Origin of the sequence: Candidatus Marinarcus aquaticus, assembly GCF_004116335.1 — a bacterium.
Classification (GTDB): Bacteria; Campylobacterota; Campylobacteria; order Campylobacterales; family Arcobacteraceae; genus Marinarcus; species Marinarcus aquaticus.
This window is the reverse complement of sequence record NZ_PDKN01000002.1, coordinates 78,807-102,920: the sequence shown is the minus strand read 5'-3', so window position 1 is coordinate 102,920 and position 24,114 is coordinate 78,807. Positions and strand designations below refer to the sequence as shown.

The 24,114-nt window shown below is 35.2% G+C and carries 20 protein-coding genes; 9 read left to right on the top strand and 11 right to left on the bottom strand.

What is annotated here, in order from left to right; genetic code table 11:
- Position 1: 1 nt before the first annotated feature.
- The 5 genes from CRV04_RS03160 to CRV04_RS13015 form a co-directional block, all read right to left on the bottom strand.
- Positions 2-796: a hypothetical protein gene (locus CRV04_RS03160; RefSeq protein ID WP_128995311.1), complete on the bottom strand. Its 795-nt coding sequence runs from the start codon at positions 794-796 to the stop codon at positions 2-4.
- Positions 797-1,074: 278 nt separating this feature from the next.
- On the bottom strand, positions 1,075-2,610 hold the full coding sequence (gene guaA, locus CRV04_RS03155; protein WP_128995309.1) for a glutamine-hydrolyzing GMP synthase: 1,536 nt from the start codon (positions 2,608-2,610) through the stop codon (positions 1,075-1,077).
- Positions 2,611-2,794: 184 nt separating this feature from the next.
- Positions 2,795-4,183: a sodium:proton antiporter NhaD gene (nhaD, locus tag CRV04_RS03150; RefSeq protein ID WP_128995307.1), complete on the bottom strand. Its 1,389-nt coding sequence runs from the start codon at positions 4,181-4,183 to the stop codon at positions 2,795-2,797.
- Positions 4,183-5,634 (bottom strand): L-aspartate oxidase, encoded by a 1,452-nt coding sequence (gene nadB, locus CRV04_RS03145; RefSeq protein ID WP_128995305.1) that lies wholly within the window; start codon positions 5,632-5,634, stop codon positions 4,183-4,185. Before nadB ends, nhaD begins: the two co-directional genes overlap by 1 nt.
- Positions 5,634-5,759 (bottom strand): hypothetical protein, encoded by a 126-nt coding sequence (locus tag CRV04_RS13015; RefSeq protein ID WP_265588967.1) that lies wholly within the window; start codon positions 5,757-5,759, stop codon positions 5,634-5,636. The genes nadB and CRV04_RS13015 overlap by 1 nt, the downstream gene beginning before the upstream one ends.
- A 153-nt stretch (positions 5,760-5,912) precedes the next feature.
- Between CRV04_RS13015 and CRV04_RS12955 the strand changes: the two genes are divergently transcribed.
- Positions 5,913-6,146, top strand: coding sequence for a hypothetical protein (locus CRV04_RS12955; RefSeq protein WP_228126457.1), 234 nt, complete (start codon positions 5,913-5,915; stop codon positions 6,144-6,146).
- On the opposite strand, the gene CRV04_RS03135 is transcribed toward CRV04_RS12955, so the two are convergent.
- The gene (locus CRV04_RS03135) at positions 6,133-6,729 is read right to left on the bottom strand and encodes a M48 family metallopeptidase (RefSeq protein WP_128995301.1); all 597 of its coding nucleotides are present in this window, start codon (positions 6,727-6,729) and stop codon (positions 6,133-6,135) included. The genes CRV04_RS12955 and CRV04_RS03135 overlap by 14 nt on opposite strands.
- Before the next feature lie 106 nt (positions 6,730-6,835).
- Between CRV04_RS03135 and CRV04_RS03130 the strand changes: the two genes are divergently transcribed.
- The 3 genes from CRV04_RS03130 to CRV04_RS03120 are packed head-to-tail and all read left to right on the top strand — an operon-like array spanning position 6,836 to position 9,337.
- Positions 6,836-8,008 carry a pyridoxal phosphate-dependent aminotransferase gene (locus CRV04_RS03130; protein WP_128995299.1) on the top strand — a complete coding sequence of 391 codons (1,173 nt, stop codon included), beginning with the start codon at positions 6,836-6,838 and terminating at the stop codon, positions 8,006-8,008.
- Positions 8,009-8,013: 5 nt separating this feature from the next.
- Positions 8,014-8,898 (top strand): cation diffusion facilitator family transporter, encoded by an 885-nt coding sequence (locus CRV04_RS03125; RefSeq protein ID WP_128995297.1) that lies wholly within the window; start codon positions 8,014-8,016, stop codon positions 8,896-8,898.
- Position 8,899: 1 nt separating this feature from the next.
- Complete coding sequence (locus CRV04_RS03120; protein WP_164969111.1) at positions 8,900-9,337, top strand: rhodanese-like domain-containing protein; 438 nt, start codon at positions 8,900-8,902, stop codon at positions 9,335-9,337.
- A gap of 4 nt (positions 9,338-9,341) precedes the next feature.
- Here CRV04_RS03120 and CRV04_RS03115 read toward each other — a convergent pair whose 3' ends face one another.
- From CRV04_RS03115 to CRV04_RS03105, 3 genes are all read right to left on the bottom strand, one after another.
- Positions 9,342-9,917, bottom strand: a complete 576-nt coding sequence (locus CRV04_RS03115; RefSeq protein WP_128995293.1) for a hypothetical protein — start codon at positions 9,915-9,917, stop codon at positions 9,342-9,344.
- 81 nt (positions 9,918-9,998) lie between these two features.
- Complete coding sequence (locus tag CRV04_RS03110; RefSeq protein ID WP_128995291.1) at positions 9,999-10,673, bottom strand: hypothetical protein; 675 nt, start codon at positions 10,671-10,673, stop codon at positions 9,999-10,001.
- 177 nt (positions 10,674-10,850) lie between these two features.
- The gene (locus CRV04_RS03105) at positions 10,851-12,743 is read right to left on the bottom strand and encodes a HAMP domain-containing methyl-accepting chemotaxis protein (protein ID WP_128995289.1); all 1,893 of its coding nucleotides are present in this window, start codon (positions 12,741-12,743) and stop codon (positions 10,851-10,853) included.
- Positions 12,744-13,001: 258 nt separating this feature from the next.
- On the opposite strand from CRV04_RS03105, the gene abc-f reads away from it, so the two are divergent.
- The 3 genes from abc-f to CRV04_RS03090 are packed head-to-tail and all read left to right on the top strand — an operon-like array spanning position 13,002 to position 16,702.
- Entirely contained in the window at positions 13,002-14,951 is a 1,950-nt protein-coding gene (gene abc-f / locus CRV04_RS03100) for a ribosomal protection-like ABC-F family protein (protein ID WP_128995287.1), read from the top strand.
- A gap of 44 nt (positions 14,952-14,995) precedes the next feature.
- Positions 14,996-15,439 (top strand): GatB/YqeY domain-containing protein, encoded by a 444-nt coding sequence (locus CRV04_RS03095; RefSeq protein ID WP_128995285.1) that lies wholly within the window; start codon positions 14,996-14,998, stop codon positions 15,437-15,439.
- A 3-nt stretch (positions 15,440-15,442) separates the two neighbouring features.
- Complete coding sequence (locus CRV04_RS03090; RefSeq protein ID WP_128995283.1) at positions 15,443-16,702, top strand: diguanylate cyclase; 1,260 nt, start codon at positions 15,443-15,445, stop codon at positions 16,700-16,702.
- Here CRV04_RS03090 and CRV04_RS03085 read toward each other — a convergent pair.
- On the bottom strand, positions 16,699-17,976 hold the full coding sequence (locus tag CRV04_RS03085) for a nitroreductase family protein (protein WP_128995281.1): 1,278 nt from the start codon (positions 17,974-17,976) through the stop codon (positions 16,699-16,701). The two genes, CRV04_RS03090 and CRV04_RS03085, sit on opposite strands and share 4 nt — an antisense overlap.
- A 141-nt stretch (positions 17,977-18,117) precedes the next feature.
- Between CRV04_RS03085 and CRV04_RS03080 the strand changes: the two genes are divergently transcribed.
- Both CRV04_RS03080 and CRV04_RS03075 read left to right on the top strand, forming a co-directional pair.
- Positions 18,118-20,124, top strand: a complete 2,007-nt coding sequence (locus CRV04_RS03080) for an EAL domain-containing protein (RefSeq protein ID WP_128995279.1) — start codon at positions 18,118-18,120, stop codon at positions 20,122-20,124.
- On the top strand, positions 20,121-23,012 hold the full coding sequence (locus CRV04_RS03075) for a sensor histidine kinase (protein WP_128995277.1): 2,892 nt from the start codon (positions 20,121-20,123) through the stop codon (positions 23,010-23,012). Before CRV04_RS03080 ends, CRV04_RS03075 begins: the two co-directional genes overlap by 4 nt.
- Here CRV04_RS03075 and CRV04_RS03070 read toward each other — a convergent pair.
- Positions 22,989-24,080: a glycoside hydrolase family 3 protein gene (locus CRV04_RS03070; protein WP_128995275.1), complete on the bottom strand. Its 1,092-nt coding sequence runs from the start codon at positions 24,078-24,080 to the stop codon at positions 22,989-22,991. The genes CRV04_RS03075 and CRV04_RS03070 overlap by 24 nt on opposite strands.
- Positions 24,081-24,114: the final 34 nt, after the last annotated feature.

Below are 24,114 nucleotides of genomic sequence, written 5' to 3'. Positions count from 1 at the left end.
ATCATTTGAAAAATCCTTTTGGAATATAAATACCCATGTAATCAATGATTTTTAGCTTTCTATCTTTATCAGATCGTCTACTACTAAAATATAAACGTTTTATCCCTTGATCAGTTTCTAAATTTAATTGCAAACTCTTGATAAAATTAAAAGTTTTTACATCACCCAATGCAGGAACTCGTGTAATCAGGATAGTATTATTTAACTTTTGTAAAGTATTGAAGTTTCCTAATGGTTCCATGCCAGAATATTGGATTCCAAAATCTAAATAGTTATTTTTAACTACTCTAGGCATCAAATATAAATGACCAATATTTGCTTTTTCTTCAATGTCTTGATAAATATTCCCATCAGTATCTGTAAATAGATTAAATATTTTTAATGCATCTTCAGAGCGTAGCTCCTTATATTTAAAGACACTATTCTCATAAGCATTTTCAATTATTTTTTGAAAATCAACATTCATATTAGTAGATAGTTTTAAATTATCTAGTGAAAAAACTTTTATTGGTACGACAAGACGATTAGCTATATTTTCATCAATATTGTTAGTCATAAATTCTAACTTTGGTTTCGACTTTTGCCAATCAATTGTAAATTCAACAGAAGACTTTATATCATTAAGCTTACTCTCCACAGATTTATTATGTAAATATGTTTGATATGTGTTATGGCTTTGTAGAATTAATAAAATAATTCCTGTAAATATAGCAACAATCTTTGTGATTTTGTTTACAAAAAATTGCATAATCACCATAATTAATAATAATGCAATAGTAATAAGCTCAATTATCAAGTGTTCAATTCCTTTTTATATAACTATTTATTAAACATACATTATATAAATTTATTACTTAAATATCTCGATAACATAACATTTTCTGTAAACCCTTTCAATGAACTATTAGTGTAAGACAAACTAGTTAAATGTTAGGTCAAAATACTAGTTAGATAAAGCTTATATTTTAAGAAGGCTTCAAGGAAAAGGAGTGAATTTATGAGGGAATTTACAAGGAGTAAATGACCGAAATAAATTCGGTCATTTGACGTAGAAATTGCTTAAAAGATAAGCTTTTATTCCCATTCGATGGTTGCTGGTGGCTTAGAAGATATGTCGTACACTACACGGTTAATCCCATCCACCTCATTGATAATCCGTCTTGAAATGGTTTCAAGCACATCATGAGGAATATGAGCAAACGTTGCAGTCATACCATCGGTTGCTTCAACGATTCTTACACATACCGTGTTGTCATACGTTCTGTTATCACCCATAACACCCACTGATTTTACGTTTAATAAAACTGTAAAGGCTTGCCACGTTTTGTCGTATAAACCTGTTGCATGAAGCACGTCCAACATAATAACGTCCGCTTTTCTTAAGAGTTCTAAATCTGGTTTATTTACATCCCCCATGACTCGAATAGCAAGTCCAGGACCAGGGAAAGGGTGTCGTCCAATCATATCTTTTGGTAATCCAAGCTCTAATCCTAAAGCTCGAACTTCATCTTTAAAGATTTCTCTTAATGGCTCGATTAACTCAAATGTCATCCAATCAGGAAGTCCACCTACGTTGTGGTGAGATTTGATGGTTTTAGAAGGTCCTTTCACTGAAACAGACTCAATAACGTCTGTGTACAATGTACCTTGTGCTAAGAACTCAATACCATCATGTTTTTTAGCCTCTGTATCAAACACTTCGATGAATGTTTCACCGATGATTTTTCGTTTCGTTTCTGGGTCAGTCACCCCTTCAAGTCTTGAAAGAAATGTTTCACTTGCATCTACTGTGATAAGATTCACTCCACGAGCAGCAAACATCGCTTCTACTTGCTCTCGCTCATTGGCTCTTAACAATCCATTATCTACAAACACAGGAATAAGTTGGTCACCAATGGCTTCAGCTAAAAGCGTAGCAACAACCGATGAGTCAACCCCACCTGAAACACCACATAACACTTTTTTACTTCCTACTTGGTCTTGAATCTTTTGAATTTGCTCTTTTGCAAAACTGCCCATGTTCCAAGTGCTTTCACAGTTACAAATATATTTTGCAAAGTTTTTAAGCAGTTTGCTTCCCTCTTGTGAGTGGTATACTTCTGGGTGAAATTGAAAAGCATACACCAATCGATTTAAATCTGCAATGGCAGCATACGGAGAGTTTTCACTCGTTGCAATCTTTTCAAACCCTTCTGGAATGTTCTCTACTCGATCACCATGAGACATCCAAACAATTTGTCCATCTTGTGTATCTTTGAAAATATCACTGGGTGTTTCAAATGTTAACTTCGCTTTTCCATACTCGTGATGGTCTGCTGGAATTACACTTCCACCGAAGTGTTGAGAGATTAACTGCATACCGTAGCAAATCCCTAACATAGGAAGTCCTAATTCAAATACTTCTGGGTCTGGATGGTACGCATCTTTAGCATACACTGAAGCTGGACCTCCACTTAGGATAATCCCTTTAGGCGTTCTTGCTTTGATGTCTTCAATCTTTTCATTATAAGGTACAATCTCACTGTATACACCGGATTCTCTGAGTTTACGTGCAATGATTTGAGTGTACTGGCTTCCAAAATCTAACACAACGATTGGAACATGTTTCATCTGTTTTTTTCCTTTAAATAACGTCATTATGTCTGTAGATGGACATAAGTTGGTTTGTAGTTCGTGGTAATATAATGTGCGATAGTATCTAAAAATTGGTTAAAAGCTACTTACTGAGAAAAAAGAGGTTTTATAATAATAAAGAGAAAAATACAAAAGTGCCAAAGCACTTTTGTATGAAAGCTTAGGCGTGTTGAATACCTAAAACTTCGTATTGTAAATACCACACTGAAACAGAGATGATATATCCAATTAAAATAGCCCATGCATATTTCATGTGTGAACCGAATGTGTAAATCCCGTGAAGTTTACCCATAACACCAACACCTGCTGCAGAACCAAATGAAATCAATGATCCACCAACACCAGCAGTCAATGTGACCAACATCCATTGGTCAAGTCCCATATCTGGGTTTGCTTTAAGAACAGCCGACATAACAGGAACGTTGTCCACGATTGCAGATAAGAATCCAACCCCAATATTTGACCACGTAGGACCTAATACATCTGGGTTATAAACCACAACTGCTAATCCAAGCCATCCAATAAAGTATAACGCACCAACCGCTGCTAAAATACCAAAGAAGAATAGCAGTGTGTTGTTCTCAATTTTAGCAATTGAGTGGAATACGTTGAAGTGTTCACTTCCGAATTTTTTCTTTAAAGAGTATGCGTAGAGTTTTAATAATGAAAGACCAAATAACATACCCCACATTGCTGGTAAGTGTAATACTTGGTGAGACATAACTGCACAGAAGATTGTAAAGATACCTAAAGCCATAACCACTTTTGCACCCTCATGCATCTTTGGTTTCACCTCTTTAGTAGCATCGAAATCAGGTTGCGTATCTGGAACAAATCGAGCTAAGATAACTGCTGTTGCTAAGTATCCTAATACTGCTGATGGGAAAATATAGAAGAAGTCTGTAAATGTTCCTTTACCTGCTGTCCATGCCATAAGCGTAGTGATATCCCCAAATGGCGACCAAGCACCACCTGCATTTGCTGCAACTACAATGTTAATAGCTCCAGGAACCAAGAACTCTTTTTTCTCTCTTTCAATCGTAATTAGAACCGTTGATAAAATTAACGCTGTTGTTAAGTTATCTGCAACAGGAGAAAGGAAGAAAGCCAAGATACCCGTCAACCAATATAGTTTTCTGTATGAATACCCTTTAGAGACCAAGTTGTATTTTAATCGGTCAAATACACCCATATGAATCAAAGATTCAATGTAGGTCATTGCAACGAATAAGAAGAAGAAAATTCCAGCAATTTCTAAAATCAAGTGTTGTGCTTCTGTGTGCACTAAATCCAGCGACAATCCATTGATTGCATAGTAAATTGCAACCAATAAAAACATAAACGTACCAATAAAAAGTGCTGGTTTTGCTTTATCGATACCGTATTTCTCTTCAGCAGCAATAAAATAGTACCCAATCACAAAAATAAACAGACATGCAAATCCTACCCATGTCATGGTTATATTTGGTGCCACTTCACCTGTATTACCTCCTGCTGATGCAAACAGTGCAACAGAAGAGAGCAACAATGTTATTAACGTTTTAAACATCAATTCTCCTTAATATAATGCGCTCCTAGCGAGCTTGTCCGCTTTATGGCAGACGTTAAAATAGATTTTGCCGTAAGTAGCCTTAAAAAAAGCAGGCGACCAACATCTTCTTTTAAAAATGTATCAATTTGTATCAAAGCAGTTTTTAAATCGTTTTGATTACGTGATATTGATGCACTTTTCCACATGATTTTTCGAAGATTATTTTTAATCTCTTTATCAATTGTTTGATTACGAATATAGTTTTTAATTGGTTTTGTGTAGTTTTCACACACTATCTCAAAAGGATGTTTCAAACTCTCCTCAACCGCAATTTTTGAGTAGACAATGCCTTCAAGCAAAGAGTTTGAAGCCAATCGATTGGCACCATGCAGACCTGAACACGCCGCTTCACCAACGGCATAGAGATTTTTAACCCCTTTAACTTTGGCATTGGTATCAATGGCAATACCCCCCATAGCATAATGAAAGGCAGGTGAAATTGGTACACGCTCAAACGGCAAGTCATAACCTAAATCTTTAAAGTTGGCATAAATGTTGGGAAATCGTTGTTTAAAATAGGTTTTATCAAACTCTTTAAACGAAAGGAAAATGGGTTTATTGGTTTTTTTATTGTAGTCAAAAATAGCTCGGCTGACCACATCACGAGGAGCCAGTTCTCCATCTTTGTGATACTCAAATAAGAAACGTTTATCGTCATCATCCACAATGCACGCTCCCTCACCTCTTAACGCTTCACTTAAAAGAGGTTTTCTGGCATAGGAAGTCCCTTTGAATACTGTTGGGTGAAACTGCATCATCTCCATATCATTGAGTTCAAGCCCTTTTTCAATACAAATACCTTGAACTTCTCCAGCAATCGCCGTTGAGTTGGTGTGATATTTATAAATCGAACCAATCCCACCACTTGCAATAATGGTTTGATGCGCATACGCCACTTTTTGTGTCGTTTCATCTGTAAAGTACTGCACTCCATAACAAACACCATCTTCTATGAGCAAATCACAAACCACCGCATCGGTTTGAATGGTGTGAGGACACACTTGCAGTAAAAACATGTGAATCATACGCCCTGTGGCATCGCCATCGGCATGTAAAATTCGGCTTCGGGAATGAGCTGCTTCTTTGGTAAAAGCAAGTTCCCCTTTGGCATTTTTGTCAAACTGTAAGCCTGCTTCAATGAGGTCATCAATCCCTGCTCGTGAGTTCTCACTGAGTTTACGTACAGCTTCTATGTTGTTGTGATGCACACCTGCAACAAGCGTGTCGTTGATATGTGGTTCAATGTCGGTTTTATCAACGGCAGTAGCAACACCTCCTTGAGCATAAAAGGTGTTACACTCCCACGGTGCTTTTTTACACAACATCAATACTTTTTTATCTTTAGGTATCAAACGCGCGGCATTCAAACCCGCCACACCTGTACCTATAATAATATAGTCATACACCATTATGGTTGAACTTGTTGTTGCTCGTTGACATATACGGGATCGGCTTTATACCCGCAACCACTTAAAGATAAAAGAAAAACTGCTATAATAGCAGCATGAAAAAAGTTAACGAAATTCTTACTCATTTGAAATACAGTCCTGAATTTAAAAAATTAAAGACTCATACTACCCTAGAAAAGCTAATAAATACCTTACCTTTAAAGCTAAAAAAAGGGGTAAAATTTGCCTATGTTAAACAAGAAATTCTCTTTTTTGTTTTAACCCATCCTGTTTATAAAATGGAATTTACACATAATAAAGATTTGATACGAAGTCTGCTTAAAACTTTAGGCATTGCCAATATTACGGATATTCGTTTTTTTGTAACCAATGTCATGGAGAAAAAAAAGGAGCCAATAGAAGAAGAACCCACATTTGCTGAACGTTCATATGGTATTTTTGAAAATGCAATCAAAGACGAACGACTGCACAATAAAGTTGAAGCCATTCGAGCCTTGATTAAAAAAGCTTAAGTAACCTCTCTTGCTCTTTATACGTTGGGCAAAACTCTTCTACAAAATTCCAAAATGCTTTTGAGTGGTTTTTGTGTTTGATATGCGCCAACTCATGTATCACCACATACTCAATGACACTTTTAGGGAATTTCATCAGTAAAAAATTGAAATTAATCACATTGTGTATTGAGCAACTTCCCCATCGACTTTTGTTTTTTCGAAATTTAACTTGGCTGGGATAACACTGCATACGTGAAGCATGTTTTTCAACCAAAGGCAGAATCTGTTCTTTGGCCTCTTTTTTAAAAAAAACATCCAGCTCTTCTTGGGATAAAAAATTTTTTCTGCGATCATATTTTTTTCCTAAATAGTAAAACTCGTGACTTTCAAGCTCTTTGGCTTTAAGACGTACAATATGTTTTTCAAGCCATGCAAACTTTTTATCAATCACCTTTTGAGCCTCTTTTAAACTAAAGGAAGGATGGGCTTTGATACGAATATGTGAAGCATCTAAAATTTTGATGTAACAGTGTTTGACGCTTCGTGTTTGAATAAATTGTACGGTGACAATTTCATTATTGATTGTTATATTAAAATCCAACTTTTACCCATTTTTTAAATTTTTAATGAAATCCTCTTTTTTTTGTATTTCATATAAGTATATTTTTGATAAAATCCTACCAAAATTTAACATAGGAAAAGCGTAAATGAAAATTGCAAAAAGAATGGAAAATTTATCTCCATCAGTAACTATGGCAATTACTGCACTTGGTCGAGAGTTAAAAGCTCAAGGTAGAGATATCTTAAGCTTCAGTGCAGGAGAGCCTGACTTTAATACCCCTGATATCATCAAAGAAGCGGCTATTGATGCTATCAAAGCTGGTCATACGAAGTATACAGCGGTTGAAGGTATTACTGAAACCAAACAAGCAATTATTAACAAGCTAAAAAGAGATCATGGATTAAATTATGAACTCAATCATATCGTTATCAGTAACGGAGCAAAACACTCTTTATTTAACCTATTCCAAGTTTTAATTGAAGAGGGTGATGAAGTCATTATTCCTGCGCCGTATTGGGTAACGTATCCTGAACAAGTCAAATTCTCTGATGGTGTACCCGTATTTATTGATACAGACGACTCTACAGAGTTTAAAATTACACCTGAGCAATTGAAAGCTGCCATTACGCCAAAAACAAAAATTCTGCTTTTAAATACCCCTTCAAACCCAACAGGTTCAGTCTACTCAAAAGAGGAATTGATTGCCATTGGAGAAGTATTAAAAGGTACAGATATCTTAGTATTATCGGATGAAATGTACGAAAAAATCATCTACGATGGAAGAAAATTCACTGCAGCAGCCCAAGTGAGTGAAGATATGTTCAAACGAACTGTGACCATCAATGGATTGAGTAAAGCAGTTGCCATGACAGGTTGGAGATTTGGATATATTGCAACCCCACACCCTGATTTAGTAAAAGCGATGATTAAACTTCAAGGTCAAGTCACATCAAACGTCAACTCAATCACACAATACGCTTCAATCTTAGCTTTAGAGGGTCAAGCAGATGACGCGATTGAAATGATGCGAGTAGAGTTTGAAAAACGAAGAGATTTCGCTGTTGAAAAATTCAATGCGATCAAAGGAATCTCTTGTGTAAAACCTGATGGTGCATTCTACTTATTTGTCAACATCAAAGGAGTAACAGAAGATTCTATGAAGTTCTGTTCAGATTTATTAGAACAAAAAGGAGTTGCGGTTGTACCAGGACTTGCATTTGGTACAGAAGGATATTTTAGATTCTCATTTGCAACAGATTTAACAAGTATCGAAAAAGGTATTGAAAGAATCAAAGAGTTCGTTGAGGCGAACTACTAAAAGCTATGACAAAACAAAAAAAAGCAACGGTCGTTTCCACTTCCGTTGCTGCTTTTCTCACACTGATTAAACTCATCATAGGAGTTGCCAGTGGTTCTGTGGCTGTTTTGGCTTCTGCTGTAGACTCTATTTTAGACATGTTTGTCTCAATTTTTAACTACTTTGCCATTAATAATTCAGAGAAACCTGCCGATGATACATTCAACTATGGTCGTGGAAAGATAGAAGCTTTAGCATCTGTTATTGAAGGAACGATTATCACCATTTCGGGTCTGTTTTTGTTTTATCAAGCCGTTGAAAAAGCCTTTACAGGTGAAAAATCTTCATACCTTTCAACCTCACTTATTGTGATGATTATTTCACTTGTGATTACCATTTTATTGGTCGTGTACTTACATAAAATAGCCAAAGAGACCAACAGTATGGTGGTAAAAGCAGACGCCCTGCACTATAAAACAGATGTCTATACCAACGTGGCTGTTTTAGTTTCACTTGTGCTTGTGAATGTGACTGGGTATGAACTCTTTGATATCATCGTTGGTGGGGGTATCTCGGTGTTTATTATCTACTCTGCGTATGAACTCATAAAAGAAGGAGTCTTGGTTCTTTTAGACAGAGCTTTGGATGAAGAGCTGGTGCAAAATATTGAAGGCATCCTGCTTTCAGAAAAAGAGACCAATACCTTTCACCTTTTAAAAACACGAGAAGCAGGTCATCAAACTTTTGTTGATGTACACTTGGTCTTTGACTGTCTGATTACCTTAATGGATGCGCATAGAGTTGTAGATAGAATTGAAGACAAAATCAGAAAACTCGATGAGACTCGTGAATGGAGCATCACCATTCATATGGATCCCTATGATGATTTAGAAATAAATGAGGAGAAATAATTTGATTTATAAACTGCTGTTTACACTTTTTTTAACGTTCACATCACTGTTGGCACAACCAGATTTAAGCAAAGCCAATTTATATAAAGCTGATATTGATTCACACACAGCGTATAAAATGCAACAAGAAGAAGGCATACTGATCGTCGATGTACGAACCAAACGTGAATATACCTATTCACATGCAAAAGATTCAGTCAATATCCCTGTATTTAATGAACAGTTTGGTCAGCGCGTATTTAATAAAAACTTCGTTGAACAAATCGATTATGCTTTAAAAGGCGACATGGATAAAAAAGTGATTTTAATCTGTCGTACGGGTTCAAGAACCAAATTTGCCTCAAACCTTTTAGCGTATGAAGGCTTTTCAAATGTTTATAATATCAAACAAGGGTTTGCTTACGACTGGAGTAAAACCGAGCTTCCTGTCGAGAAATAACTTTTTATTTCAACCATCTGCGTAGCTCTTCGTGCATGGTATTTGTATACCCTTTCACACTGGTATACAAATAAAACATTGACTGCACCATAAAGAAATAAAAGGCATTCCTGTACCCAATATAAACAAACACCACATCCGCAATAAAAAAACAGATAAATGCATATCCTCGTAACGTATGTCGATGGCTTGAAAGCAAATAACTTCCAAAAATGGCCAACGATGAAGCAGCAAAATCAATCGGTAAAACAGAGAAGTCGATCTCTTGAATTTGAGGTACAACACTTTTTATCAAAGCAAGAGCTAAAGCCGTACACGCCATACAAACTAAAAACATGTCTCGTTTCATATTGGGTGAATGTCGATAGATCCCTAAAATTGCCGTAACAAAAAAGAGAATCATCTGTATGATAATGGGAATTTTGCCTTTAAAAGTAAAAAAGGTTAACAATGCTGCATTGGAGATAAAAAAACTGGCAAAACCATAATAGAGTGGTTTGGTGTTTTTTTTGGTGCTTGTCGACATCAAATATGCACCCAAAATAGAAAAAATTGCACCCACTGCCTCTAAAAATAACATTCTACCTCTTTTTAAAGAAGTCTACAACAATAAAGCACAAAGCTTTATTAGAAAAAAACCCTTGAAACTGTATTGTTACTTTTATATCAAAGGATTGTGTAGATTTGTTTTGGTGTAACTTTCCATTGCATTTTTGTTGTGATTTTGAAGGGCTTGAAAATCAGAGAGTATCTGCATAAAGTTTTGAAACATACCTGCTACATCCATTTGAAGTGCACTTTGTTTCTCTTTATACAACTCTGGCAGTTTTTTCATGGTTGTTATAACATCATCCACTTTGTGTGCTTGTTTGTTTTGTGCAGCGACTTTTTGTTTTTCAATGACATCTTCAAGAGCTTCACTGCTTTTAATGCCATATTTCGATGCAGCTTCTGGAGAAGTGATATCTTGTAACTCTATAAAACCCCCTTCACTGATTAAAAGCATAGGGAGTGTAAAGTTTCGTGAAAAAGTCGTTAAATTCCCGTGTTGTTTTAAAGAAGTGACTGCTTGACTAAAAAGAAGCGTATTAAATTGCTTATCATCACTGTATGTCGTCATGGATTTAAGTGATTGTGCTTCTTGCAATGTAGGTACTGTTTCACTGTTATACTGATTAGAAAGCTCTTGAAACGTCATATTTGAAACTGTTTCAAAAGAGAGTTCCATATTCAAAGAGGCTTCATTGATTTCAAACTGTTCGTCTGAATTGTGTTGATTATTTGCTGATACTTGAGAGATATACTCTTGGTTGACAGTAGAACTTCGAACAGTCATACCTTCTCCTTCGTTGTGCGTTTTGTCATTATATAGCAATTTAGGGCATTTGAACACCCATAAAATTATGAATTTATTATTATTTGCTTAATTTTTGGTTGTTTTAATCTATTTTTAAACAATGTAGATATTTAATGAAAGAAAGGGTTCAACCGTATTGAACTTAATTCAATACGGTTATTCTTTATTGTTTGATTTTCTTGCAGTTACACTCTCTTTACCTTTAAACTCTTTTTTGTCCGCGTCGCTGACAACAAGTTTGGCAATTTCATCTGTCAAAATAGCAATATCATGGGTTTGTGAGGCAACCATAGCGTTTCGTTGTGTTTGTTGATCCAACTCATTAACGGCATCATTGATTTGTTCAATTCCAAGCAGTTGCTCTTTGGATGCCCCTTCAATATCAGAGATTAAACCAATCGTTTGTGAAATATTATCATTAAGCACTTTATACCCTTCAATCATTTCACCTGCAATATTTTTACCGTCATTGGCTTTTAATGTTGCCGTTTCAACCAATGTTTTAATCTCTTTGGCAGCTTCTGCTGAACGTGATGCTAAGTTTCTCACCTCTTGAGCAACAACAGCAAACCCTTTTCCAGCTTCACCTGCAGTGGCTGCTTCAACGGCTGCATTTAAACTTAAAATATTGGTTTGAAATGCAATTTGATCAATCACTGAAATTGCTTCATTGATTGCGGTGACTTGTTCATTGATTTCATCCATAGAGATGTTGGTTTTATTTGCCAGTTTTTCACCCTCTTGCGCAGATTGTGTCACACTGCCTGAGTATTTAGACATTTTTGCAATGCTCTCAGTGTTGTGTCGAATATTTGACGTAATCTCTTCAAGTGCTGCTGCTGTCTCTTCTAAACTTGAGGCAGCTTCATTTGAACTGGCATTGAGTTTATCAACGTTATTTAATAGAGTGTTTGAACTCTCATCAAGCGTTAATCCATTGATTTTATTTTCAGTCAACATTTCAGTCACAGAGTCACCTAAGTCATTGACCCCTTTAGCCAATTTTAAAAGATGCTCTTTTAAATTCGTGGTTGAAATACGATTTAAGTAGTTGTATTTACTGTAATCATCCAAAATTGATAAAACATGATCAATGTTGTTTTCTAATTTATCTGCCATTTTATTAACCACATTTTTCAATTCCATTAAAGCAGGATTAGCAACTTTGGTTTGTAAACGTTGATTTAAATCTCCATTTTCAAACTCTCCTAAAACATAGATGGTTTCATCAATTAATTTACGATCTTCTTCAATGCCGATTTTGGTTTTATTGATATTTTCATTGACCACTTTTGTCATGTCGCCAAATTCATCGTTTGAACGAATGTCAATCAACTCTACGCTTTGCGATTCTCGGTTTAAAAATGCAAAAAATGAACCTAATCCCATTTGGAAACGTTCGAGTTTTTTACTGATATCCACAATGATCATATATGCAAGTAATAAAATAATAACTAAAAAAAGAATAATCGCCACAATGGTTGTGATTTTGCTTTTTTCATAAATGTCATACGCATTTTCAGTTTCACTTTTAGCAATTTTTAATTGTAAAGAGATCAACGCAGAAATCTTCTCTCCAATAGGGTCAATTTTAGGGTACAAATCTTCAATCGTAATTTTTGTTAAGAGGTCTAAATCTCCTTCTATACAGGCTTCTTTAATGGTTTTGGAAACTTCATTGCCCGTTTTCATCAACACATTGGTCTCTTTAGACAACTGTAACTCTTCAGGAGTTAAAAACGTAGAAGTGTAAGCTTTCCACTGTGTATCAATACTCTTTTGAGCATTGCTGATATTTTCAATACACTGCTCAAACGTAAGATTACCGTTTCGTGTTTGATGTGTCGTATCAACAATATTCACAGCATACGCATCTGCAATGATTTTTAACTGTTCCAAAGGAACCACTCGATCATTATAAACCGTAGTTAATCCATTGTTCACTTTTTTTAATTGGATAATTCCAAGGACACCCACCACCAATAGTGCAACCAAAGCAACCAAGGCCATGATGGATAACTTCATTTTTGTTTTTATGTTTTGAAACATTGTGCTCTCTTCTTTTAGACTTATGCAAACAAATGCATTGCATGTTTATAATGATAGCTTTTTGGAAGTGACAAATTAATTACATGGCTTGTTTAACACAACACATTAAGTCTTCCAATCTTTTAGTGACAAATGACTGCATAAAAAAGATTAGAAACAACTTCTGGTTTTAAGAAACAAGCCTTAACTCATTTTACGATACACTATCACTTTAAAACCCATATCTATTTTTATTATTATAAGGACAATTTTACACTTATGGCACTCGTCGACTTACAAAACATCTCAAAACAATACGATACAAAAGTTATTTTAAAAAATGTCAATTTTACACTTCTTGAAGGACAGCGTGTTGCTGTGATTGGGCAAAATGGACAAGGGAAATCGACTTTAATGAAAGTCATCATGAATGAGGTTGAAGTTGACAGTGGAGAAATTTCTATTGATAAATCCATTAAAATAGAGATGCTCGCACAACAACCAAAATTTCCAGATAACCTGACTGTACGGCAAGCCATTGAAGCACAACTGACAGAACTCAAAGAGGCCAAAGATAAGTATGAAGAGGTCACGCATGCTTTAACTGAAGATTATGAAAATCAAAATTTACTGAATCAACAAGCCCATCTGGCAACCTTTATTGACTTTCACAACGCGTGGGACTTGGACAATATGATTGAACGTGTGCTTAAAGAGTTTCAACTCAAAGAGTATGAGTTTAAAGACGTCAACCTTTTAAGTGGAGGAGAGCAACGAAGAGTAAGTTTAGCAGGACTTCTGCTTAAAAAACCCGATGTGCTTCTGCTCGATGAACCCACCAACCACCTCGACGTATACATGGTGGAGTTTTTAGAAAGTCTTCTTTTAAAGAACAACTTCACACTGGTTTTTATCTCGCATGACCGATACTTTATTGATAACATCGCTTCAAGTGTGGTTGAGATAGATGGCGGCGTTTTACGAAAGTTCAATGGTGGTTACAGCAGTTATTTAGAGCAAAAACAACAAATTTTAGAGAACATGCAAAAAGACCATGAAAACCTGCTTCGGTTAGTTAAAAGAGAAGCACACTGGATGCAACGAGGTGTGACTGCTCGAAGAAAAAGAAATGAACGTCGAAAAGCGGAATATTTCGACCTTAAAAAACAGGCCAAAAGTAACCCCGCACAAATACGAAAAATGAGTCTGGAACTTCAAAGAGAACAAAAATCTTTTAACACCGAAGAGAAACAACAAAACAGAAAGAAGATGCTCTTTGAACTTGATGATATTGAAAAATCTTTAGGTGATAAACTGCTCATAAAAGATTTTACTACTCGAATTTTACAAAAAGATACGATTGCAATTGTGGGCCCGAATGGAAGTGGAAAGTCGACATTGCTTAAAATCTTTATGGGAAAACTTCAAATAGACAAAGGGCAATTTAAAAAAGGGGATTTTGAGATTGGATATTTTGATCAACACCGAGAGATGCTCGATGACTCTAAAAACCTCATGGAAACCTTCTGTCCCAATGGAGGTGATCGAGTTGTATTACAAGACGGGCGAAACTTGCATGTTTTTGGATACTTAAAAAACTTTTTATTCCCAAGAGAGTACTTGGATAAAAAGATTGGGGTATTAAGTGGTGGAGAAAAAAACCGTGTGGCTTTGGCACTGCTGTTTACTAAAAAAGTGGACTGTTTGGTTTTAGATGAACCCACCAATGATTTGGATATTCCAACGATTAATATCCTTGAAGAGTATCTGCAAAACTTCCAAGGAGCCTTGATATTTGTAAGCCATGACCGATATTTTGTCGATAAAATTGCCAAAAAACTCTTTGTCTTTAAAGGACAAGGAGAAGTCTTTGAGAGTTACCAACCCTATACGGAGTATTTAGAGATTGAAAAAGAGCTTCATGAATTAGAAAGCTTTGAAAAAGAACTGAACAATTCTAACAGTTCAAAAACAACACAACCTGCAAAAAAGAAACAGAATAAACTCAGCTATAAAGACCAAATTGTTTATGATGCACTGCCTAAAGAGATAGAACAAATTGAAGCACAAATTGAAGCAATCAATGCCTGTTTAAGTAACCCCGCATGTTATGAACAAAAAGGCATCGTAGCGGTTTCACAGGAGCTTGAAGAGATCAAAGCAATTTATGAAGAGAAAGTCGAACGTTTTTTGGAACTTGAAGAGCTCGTAGAGAGCTTTAAAGAATAATTGATTATAATGAAATAACAATTTTTGATATATTTGGAGAGAAAATGAGTCTGAAAGAACAACTGAAAAACGATTTAAAAGAAGCAATGAGAGCAAAAGAGATTGTCAAAAGAGACAGTATTCGTGCGATTAATACCATGATCAAACAAATTGAAGTGGATGAAAGAAAAGATTTAAGCGATGAAGAGGTTGTTAAACTCATCCAACGAGGCATCAAACAACGAGAAGAAGCTGCCGCTCAATACAAAGAGGCTGGACGTGATGAGTTGGTCAACAAAGAGCTTGAACAAGTGGAAGTTTTTCAGGCATATTTACCTAAACAATTAAGCGATGAAGAGCTTGAAAGTGGTATGAAAGAGATTATTGCCAAAGTAGGAGCAACCACCATGAAAGACATGGGAAAAGTCATGGGCATGGCTACTAAAACATTTGCAGGCGTAGCAGATGGGAAAAGAATCAATGAAATGGTGAAAAAACTATTAGGATAACTTATGAGTAAAGAGATTGCGAAAGTCGTTAAGCAAACGTTTTTAAACTTAAAAGAGAAAAACATCCTTGCTACACCTGCACAGTACAACAAAGAGTTCTGTTTGGTTGCAAAAGAGTTTGATGTTCCGGTGAAAGATTGCAAAAAATTTAAAGAGTTTATTCAAAAGCTCAACGAAGAGGAGCTTAAAGAGGTTGAAAACCGAAAAATTCAAACTCCAGAAGACCTTATTCCTATTTTACTTGAACGAATTGCGGTTAAAAATGTCAGTTCATTAAGTGAGATGTTATCTAATTCACTTATTCCATCAATCAGTCTGCAACTGGATGAAAAACTGGCAAAATTTAACATTAAAATTGGCAACTCTCCTGCTTTGATTTTTGAAGAAGACATTCAAAAAGAGATGCAAGACTTTATTACTGAACGTTTTCATGCGGATAAAGCGTTTGTCAAACAAAAAACCGAAGACATTGCAAAACTCGTAACACTTATGGGAAAATACCTCAATGATGCCATCACCAACAATACCTCTGGAAGTGAAAATGTTTCAGGTATTAAAGCACAAATTCAAGCCATCGACATATCAAAAAGCAATCCCAAAGATTTATCCGATTTACAAAGTCGTTTGGTCAATGCCGTTGAAGACATTGAAAATGAGATGTCACAAGTCAATAAAAACTTGGCCAAAGATCAAAACAATGTGTGCAGTTTAGAAGATCGTATTAAAACACTTGAAGCAGAACTTGAAACCGCACAAAAAGAGAGTGCAACAGATCACTTAACAGGCCTTCTAACGCGACGCTCCTATGAAAAAGAGATTAAAAAAATAGAGAGTAATTATGAAAGAAATACCATTGAGTATGCCGTTGTTTTCTTTGATATTGACTACTTCAAAAAAATCAATGACACTTATGGGCACGATGCAGGTGATACTGTACTTAAAACTTTTGCTCAAATTCTGCTCAAACAGACCAGAGAACTTGATGTAGTGTGTCGATACGGTGGAGAAGAGTTTGTTGCCATCGTACACTATAAACTCAAACGAGAACTCTTAGGGTATTTAAAACGAATCAAAACCATCGTTGCAGACAACAAATTTATCTATAAAGATCAACGTATTCATATCTCTTTTAGTGCAGGAGTGGCGTTAAGAAGCAGTTACAACGACTATGAAAGTGCCGTCAAAAAAGCCGATGAACTGTTGTATGATGCTAAAAATGGTGGACGAAATCAAATTGTCATTGATGATGGTAAAGTCATCTAATGACCAATTGCAAGTGCATAAAGCACTTGTGTATTCTCATTTATAAACTCACACACTTCATCATCGTAATAAGCCCCAATACCACTGCACCCTATGTGCATATAATTACTGCCTAAATAGAGTCGATGACCAATAATACCTGCTTTTTGATACATCGCTTGATAATTTTTGGAAGTGCTGGTCAAAAAAAAGGTCACCGCACTGTGTGCACCCAACTCTTGTTCTAAACACAAATAACCTGCTTTTGAAGCGAAATCCCCTTGAATGACCAGTTCGCCATTTTTATATAAACCCAAAGGCATCCCTTTAACTCGATTGATGACATAATAAATATCAATTTGTTCATCGCAATCGGAAGTGATGGGTTGATTTAAAAGAGAAAGCAAAGTGTGCAGTTGCTCTTTTAAAATGGCTCGTTTTTCAAACCCACGTATGCTCCTTCGTTTTAACATCACCTCTTTAAACATCTCTTTTTGGTAATGAAATTGTGGTTTTAAATATTGAGGTATTTTATAACTTACTTCACAACTATTTTGATACGCTGTTTCAATCATCTCATTTCTTTCAAATACACCTGTACCATCGATGTTTTCTAAATTCATTTGAAGTTGCAATACAGAATTTTGAGTTGTTTTTCCAACCACACATGCAGACAAGAAAAACTCCTCTTTTGAAAAACCAAACATGGTATTCAACCTCTTTTTTTCAAAATCATAAACAAGCTCATACTCTTTTTCGTGTACATAACAGCTGTTTTCAATGCAGCCTAAAAGATGTCCCGAATCCAATAAACAATATCGAAATGCTCTGTTTTTATACTTCCAAGCACTTCGGTAATATAAAGCTGAATTCAAAAAGATAAAACCCTCAATTTGTTTGTTCAAATGTAAAAAAGGCTCAATGCCCTCCTCTTTGATGGGTTTAAGTAACGTGATGGCATTTTGAGCAATATTCAAATGATAAATCCCATCATCAATGCCTTCATTATTTCTGCTTTGAAAATAGATTTCATTGGGGTAAAGAGCCCCTGCACTTGGGTTAATTCGTAAATAATACTCTACCCCAGGATAACTCTTTTTAGCATCAATGCTCGCAATATAGTATAAAAAAGCATGTGATTCTAACTTTAAATTTAAAGGTATGCCCAAATAATTTTCAGGATAACTTTTAAAAGCCCAAGGCTGATTGTCCCAATCTAATCGATTGGGCATGCTTCGTACAGAGTAATAAGAGTGTTTGGTCGCAGCATGATACTCTGGTATGCTTGTAAACATAAAAACCTCTTTTTTGCCCCACTATAACCATACTATCTTTACACATCAATATAAAATCAAAATTAACCTTATGCTTTATTGTCAAAGTCAGCTTTTTTGGTTAGAATGAATAATTATGAATTAAACTGAAGGTTAATCAATATGGTTCATCTAACATTAGCACTCGTAGAGGATGAAACATTCTTACGTGAAAAACTGGAGAAAATTCTTAAAAGAGAAGTTGAAGTGGTTTATGCATTTTCAAGTGCAAAAGAGACGCTTAGAAAAATTCCAGAGATAATGCCCGATATCATTTTAACCGACATCAAAATGGCTGAAATGAGTGGTCTTGAAATGGTGGAAGAGATTCGAAAACTCAATCTGCCTATCAAAGTGATTGTCGCTTCAGCATTCAGTGAACCTGCTTATTTTCAAAAAGCCATAAAACTCAAAGTTGAAAATTTTTTGGTCAAACCCATTGATATTGATGAACTGTTATATCAACTCAAAGAAATAGAGAAAAATCTTACCATCGAAAAAGCGTACCATGCAAAAAATAAACTGCTCAATGAATATAAGGAAGTCGTTGATAAAAGCAATCACATCACTAAAACCGATATTAAAGGCACTATCACCTATGCCAATGATCGTTTTTGTAAGCTGTGTGGTTATACACAAGAAGAGCTCATAGGTAGTCCTCACAATATTGTACGTCATGAAGATATGCCTGCTTCATTTTTCAAACGTATGTGGACAACCATTTTAAATAAACAGACATGGCATGGCACCATTAAAAGTAAAACCAAATATGGGGATGCTTTTTATATAGAGACCACCATTGCTCCTATTTTAGATGAAAACAATAACATTGAAGAGTTTATCTCCATTAAAAACAACGTCACTGAACTGGTTAATAACAAGCGTGATTTACAAAAAGAGATCGTCACCGACAGACTCACAGGCATACCAAATCGAATCAAACTATCACAAGACCTTAAAGAGTTTCAAAGTGCATCCATCATTTTGTTAGATATTGAAAAATTTCATGAAACCAATAACCTCTTTGGACTTGATTTTGGAGATAAAATTCTGATATTTATTGCACAAAAACTCAAATACCTCTCTTTACAAAGAGAGTGTTCGTGTTATCGTATCTCTGCTGATGAATTTATCCTTTTAAGTCACAACCAAAGCAGTGAGAAACTTATTGAGACCATCAATCAACTGGAACAAGATATAAAACTCATGCCCTTTGAAGAGAATAATATCAGCTTTGATATTGATATTACCTATGGAATTGTGACCAACACACAAGATATCAATAACAACATGCTCATAGGTATGGCTGAATCGGCACTTTCAGATGCCAGAAAAGAGCACAAACTCTACTCTTTGTATTCACAAGATAAAAACCAACAAAAAGCATATGAATACAACTTTGAATGGACAAAAAAAATCAAAGATGCATTAAATGAAGACCGTATTGATATCTACTTTCAACCATTAGTCTCCACCATTACACAAGAGACAGTAAAATTTGAGTGTTTGGTTCGATACATCGAACGTGATGGAAGTGTCATTTCTCCCTTTTACTTTTTAGAAGTAGCCAAACGTTCACGTCTTTATAACGACATCACCAAAGTGGTCATTCAAAAAGCGTGTGAAGTCTTTTCACAACGCAAAGAGAAGTTCAGTATTAATCTCTCTATTGAAGACATTGTGGATGAACAGACCATCGATTTTCTTATCAAAGAAGTACAACAGCACCATTTATTCAATCGCATAATTATTGAAATATTAGAATCTGAAGGAATTGATAACTACAATAAAGTAATTGATATTGTTGAAAAGCTCAAAGGGCATGGTATAGAAATTGCCATTGATGACTTTGGTACGGGTTACTCCAATTTTGCGCACTTAATTAGCCTGGATATTGATATTTTAAAAATTGATGGTTCTTTAATCAAAGACATCGATCAAAATATCAGCAGTCGTTCAATTGTAAAATCCATTCTGAGTTTTACCAAAGAGCTCAATATCAAAACCGTTGCTGAATTTGTAAATTCACAAGAGGTATTTGATGTGATTCAAGAGTTGGGTGTTGATTTAGCACAAGGATATTATTTCAGTGAGCCTATCTCTAAAGAAAAATTAGAAGAGTTATCATGAATTTAAAAAAAGAGAAGTATTGGATTGTTTTAGGTATTGCTCTCGTTCTCTCTTTAATCGTTTTTTATTTACTCTTTCAAATAAACAAAGAGAGTTTAATTGAGTCATATCAATCTCAAATTGAACATGAACACGAATTCATACAACGACAGGTTAATATCTTTAAATACAATAAACAAGTCACCATTCAAGCACTTAAAGAGAATAAAACCGTCAACAACTTTATACAAAACCCTTCTGTACAAACCAAACAAGAGCTTGAGAAACTCTTTATAAATCAAGTCAAAGCAGATCGTTATGTGATGCAAATACGTATCATTGACCCTTTAGGAAATGAGCTTGTTAAAATTGATCAAGACAGTCGTATTAAAAAAGTATTTGTTGTTCCACAAGAAAAATTACAAAATAAATCGCATCGAGACTATTTTAAAGAGTTCTCACAGCTTGACGATAATGAAATTGGTTTCACACGTATTGATTTAAACAAAGAGTTTGGTGAGATTGAAAAACCGTATCGAGAGACAATCCGTATTGCAACACCAATTACATATAAACATCAAAAATTTCTGATTGTGATTAACTATTATGTGGGAGATTGGCTCAATGAAGTTTTCTCTTCATCATTTGTTGATACTTATCTCATTGATGATGAAGGGTATTTTATCAGTCACGCTTTAGAAAACCTCAATTGGTCAAAATATTTAAAGGTTCCTCTGAGATATAATGACACAAAAGAGTTTGAACACATCAAACTCAATGATTTTATGAGTAATAAAAACAATAACTTAATCTCTTTTTATTTAGAAATCATGAACCATGATTACTATATTGCGTATAAAATCAAAGAACGTTATGTGCAATCCTATCACGAACAAATCAAAAAAATTGGACTTTTTATTTTGTTGGGCTTGATTATTCCCATTCTGCCACTGCTTAAAATAATCCGTAATTATGTGAAACGCATCGAAAATGATAAATGGCAACTTCAAGAGAGAGAAGTACGTCTGAACTCTATTTTTAATAATACCTTTGATGCGATGGTCATCATCAATAAACAAGGCCTTATCCAACAAATCAATCAAGCCACACAAACAATGTTTGGATACAACAAAGAGGAACTTCTTGGTAAAAATGTCAATATTTTAGTGCCGCACCCTTACCATGACAATCATGACAACTACATTAAAAACTATAAAAAAGAGCAACACTCTACGGTGATTAATTCAGAGCGTGACCTTTTTGGTCAGCATAAAAGTGGTCAACTCATACCCATCAGTTTGGTCATCACTAAAATGGTCATTCACGATGAACTCTTTTTTATAGGCACTGTGCGAAATATCAGTGTAGAAAAGCACAATAAAAAACTCTTTGAAACGGTTTTTAAAACTTCGCCCTTGGGCATTGCTTTGGTTCTTGAAGATGGAACTTTTTGGAGAACCAACACTCAGTTTACCTCCATCATTGGTTACAGTGAAGAGGAGATATTAAATTTAACCTTTCAAGACATCACTCACCCCAATGATTTAGAAAAAGATTTAGAATTGGTACACCAACTTATCCGAAAAGAGATCAACATCTATACCTTTGAAAAACGGTACATTCACAAAAAAGGGCATATTGTTTGGGTGAACCTCACTGTAACAGCAGTGTATGTCAGTGAAGAGAAAGATGAGATTGAATATTTTATTGCTGTTATCGAAGACATCAGTGAACGAAAAAAAGTGTTTGAAAACTTACAAGAGACTCAAAAGAGTCTGGTTGAGGCAGAGAAAATCTCTTCATTGGGACATTGGGACTGGAAACAAAAAGAGAACACATTTACGTGTTCTGAAATGATGAAAACTATTTTTGATCTTACATCTGACAAAAGCTCTTTTGAGTATGAAACCATGCTTGCCACTATTCATCCCGATGATAAACAAAATGTAAAACAGCGCATTAATGACACCATCCGCACTGGAAAACCTTTTGATACCGAGTATCGAATTCTTGTCAATAACCAAGAAAAAATCATTCATGCCAAAGGTCAAATCAAAAAAGCAGAAGAGGATGTTGTGCAACTATTTGGTACCTGTCAAGACATCACTCAAATCAAACATCTGGTTAACAAAGAGAAACAGCAAGAACTGCTTTTAATGCAACAATCTAAACTCGCTTCCATGGGTGAAATGGTTGCTGCCATTGCCCACCAATGGAGACAACCCTTAAACTCTATTGGTATCACCATGCAAGATTTGACGTATGCTTATAAATATGAAGAGTTGGATGAGACCTATTTACATAACTCCAAAAATGAGATCATGCAACAACTGCAACTTATGTCCGATACCATTGATGAATTCAGAAACTTTTTTACGAAAACAGATCAAAGAGTTGAGTTTGGTTTATATAAAAATATTGAAGAGGTCATCAAACTCTCTTGGGCACAATTTAAAGCACACAATATTACTATTGACGTCATGTGTGAAGACTCAAACTCGCAATTAATACCGATTGAGCAGTGCAAAGATGATGTGACGTTGATGGGTTCTCCAAGTGATTTAAAACAAGTGGTTCTAAACCTTTTGAATAACAGTAAAGATGCCATTTTAGCTCTAAGCAATGCAACTCCAAAGCAACGTTTTATTGAGATTATTATAAAAAACAAAAAGAGTCTTGTCGAAATCATCATCAATGATTTAGCAGGTGGAATTAACACATCAGATTCTAAGAGAATTTTTGAACCTTACTATACAACCAAAGAGATGGGTACAGGGCTTGGACTCTATATTTGTCAAACCCTTATTGAACACACTTTCAGTGGTCAAATACTCTATAAAGAGGTTACAAAAGAGAGCTTAAAAGGCTCTTCTTTCATCATCTCATTACCTAAGAAATCGACGCTTTAATAGATCAATTCGTTGATTAGCAGTATGAATACGTTCATATGTGATGAGTCCTTTTTCATATGCTTTATAAATGGTATTGATAATACTCTCTAAAGAGTCGTACGCCAATTGATTGCCAAAAAGCAGTATATCGACCCCTGAATTGATTGCCAATACAACACTTTGTTCTAAACTGTAGTGTGCTCGTATGGCATTCATTTGCATGTCATCACTGACAATGACACCTTTAAAACCCAATTGCTCTCTCAATAACTTTGTATTGACGTTGTATGAAAGCGTTGCAGGATAGTGTGTGTCCCATTTTTGATTAAAGACATGAGCTATCATGATCATGGGTACTTGTTTTTGTTTGATGAGTTGTCTATAAGGCTCTAACTCTTTTGAACTCCAAGTATCAGAGACATCCACAAACCCTTTATGTGAATCTTCTGATGAAGACCCATGCCCTGGAAAGTGCTTTAATACACTGATAATATTTTGTTCACGTAAAGCATCCATAAATACGGAGGCATATTGCACCACTTGTGATGGCTCTTTAGAATAACTGCGTTGTAACTGATAAATCACTTTATTGTTTAAATTTAAAGCCAAATCAAGCACTGGAGCAAAATTGGTATTAACCCCACTTTCTCGCAATTGTAAAGCGAGTGTGTCGTACGCTTTTTTTGCTTCACTGTCAGGTAAACTGCTTATTGTTTGAGCACTTGGTGTATGTTTAAAACCCTGTTTGACTTTTAAACGCTCTACTCTTCCTCCCTCTTGATCAACGGAAATTAAAATATTTGCATTGGCGCTTTTAAGTTGAGTCGTTAAAGCTTTGAGTTGTTCAAACGAAGCAATATTTTTTGTCCGAGTTGCATCATCGTAAAAGCGATCAAAAAGTATTACACCACCCAATTCATACTGTTTTATTTGTTGTATAAATTGACTTTGAGAAGAGAGTTTTTTTTCATCAAAACCAATGATAAGCATATGCGCTATCTCTTTTTTAATACGCATTTCAGAAGGGGGTTGAGCATGTAATATCATGAAAGGAAAAATAAGAGCGAAAAAAAGTCGATACAGCATAAAGTGTCCTGTTTTTAATCCATTATAGCAAGAA

What these genes read in the sequence shown, in the direction of transcription:
- guaA (WP_128995309.1), bottom strand. Translation starts at nt 2,610, where the DNA reads ATGAAACATGTTCCAATCGTTGTGTTAGATTTTGGAAGCCAGTACACT.
- nhaD (WP_128995307.1), bottom strand. Translation starts at nt 4,183, where the DNA reads ATGTTTAAAACGTTAATAACATTGTTGCTCTCTTCTGTTGCACTGTTT.
- nadB (WP_128995305.1), bottom strand. Translation starts at nt 5,634, where the DNA reads ATGGTGTATGACTATATTATTATAGGTACAGGTGTGGCGGGTTTGAAT.
- CRV04_RS13015 (WP_265588967.1), bottom strand. Translation starts at nt 5,759, where the DNA reads ATGAGTAAGAATTTCGTTAACTTTTTTCATGCTGCTATTATAGCAGTT.
- CRV04_RS12955 (WP_228126457.1), top strand. Translation starts at nt 5,913, where the DNA reads ATGGAATTTACACATAATAAAGATTTGATACGAAGTCTGCTTAAAACT.
- CRV04_RS03130 (WP_128995299.1), top strand. Translation starts at nt 6,836, where the DNA reads ATGAAAATTGCAAAAAGAATGGAAAATTTATCTCCATCAGTAACTATG.
- CRV04_RS03125 (WP_128995297.1), top strand. Translation starts at nt 8,014, where the DNA reads ATGACAAAACAAAAAAAAGCAACGGTCGTTTCCACTTCCGTTGCTGCT.
- CRV04_RS03115 (WP_128995293.1), bottom strand. Translation starts at nt 9,917, where the DNA reads ATGTTATTTTTAGAGGCAGTGGGTGCAATTTTTTCTATTTTGGGTGCA.
- CRV04_RS03110 (WP_128995291.1), bottom strand. Translation starts at nt 10,673, where the DNA reads ATGACTGTTCGAAGTTCTACTGTCAACCAAGAGTATATCTCTCAAGTA.
- CRV04_RS03105 (WP_128995289.1), bottom strand. Translation starts at nt 12,743, where the DNA reads ATGTTTCAAAACATAAAAACAAAAATGAAGTTATCCATCATGGCCTTG.
- abc-f (WP_128995287.1), top strand. Translation starts at nt 13,002, where the DNA reads ATGGCACTCGTCGACTTACAAAACATCTCAAAACAATACGATACAAAA.
- CRV04_RS03095 (WP_128995285.1), top strand. Translation starts at nt 14,996, where the DNA reads ATGAGTCTGAAAGAACAACTGAAAAACGATTTAAAAGAAGCAATGAGA.
- CRV04_RS03090 (WP_128995283.1), top strand. Translation starts at nt 15,443, where the DNA reads ATGAGTAAAGAGATTGCGAAAGTCGTTAAGCAAACGTTTTTAAACTTA.
- CRV04_RS03085 (WP_128995281.1), bottom strand. Translation starts at nt 17,976, where the DNA reads ATGTTTACAAGCATACCAGAGTATCATGCTGCGACCAAACACTCTTAT.
- CRV04_RS03080 (WP_128995279.1), top strand. Translation starts at nt 18,118, where the DNA reads ATGGTTCATCTAACATTAGCACTCGTAGAGGATGAAACATTCTTACGT.
- CRV04_RS03075 (WP_128995277.1), top strand. Translation starts at nt 20,121, where the DNA reads ATGAATTTAAAAAAAGAGAAGTATTGGATTGTTTTAGGTATTGCTCTC.
- CRV04_RS03070 (WP_128995275.1), bottom strand. Translation starts at nt 24,080, where the DNA reads ATGCTGTATCGACTTTTTTTCGCTCTTATTTTTCCTTTCATGATATTA.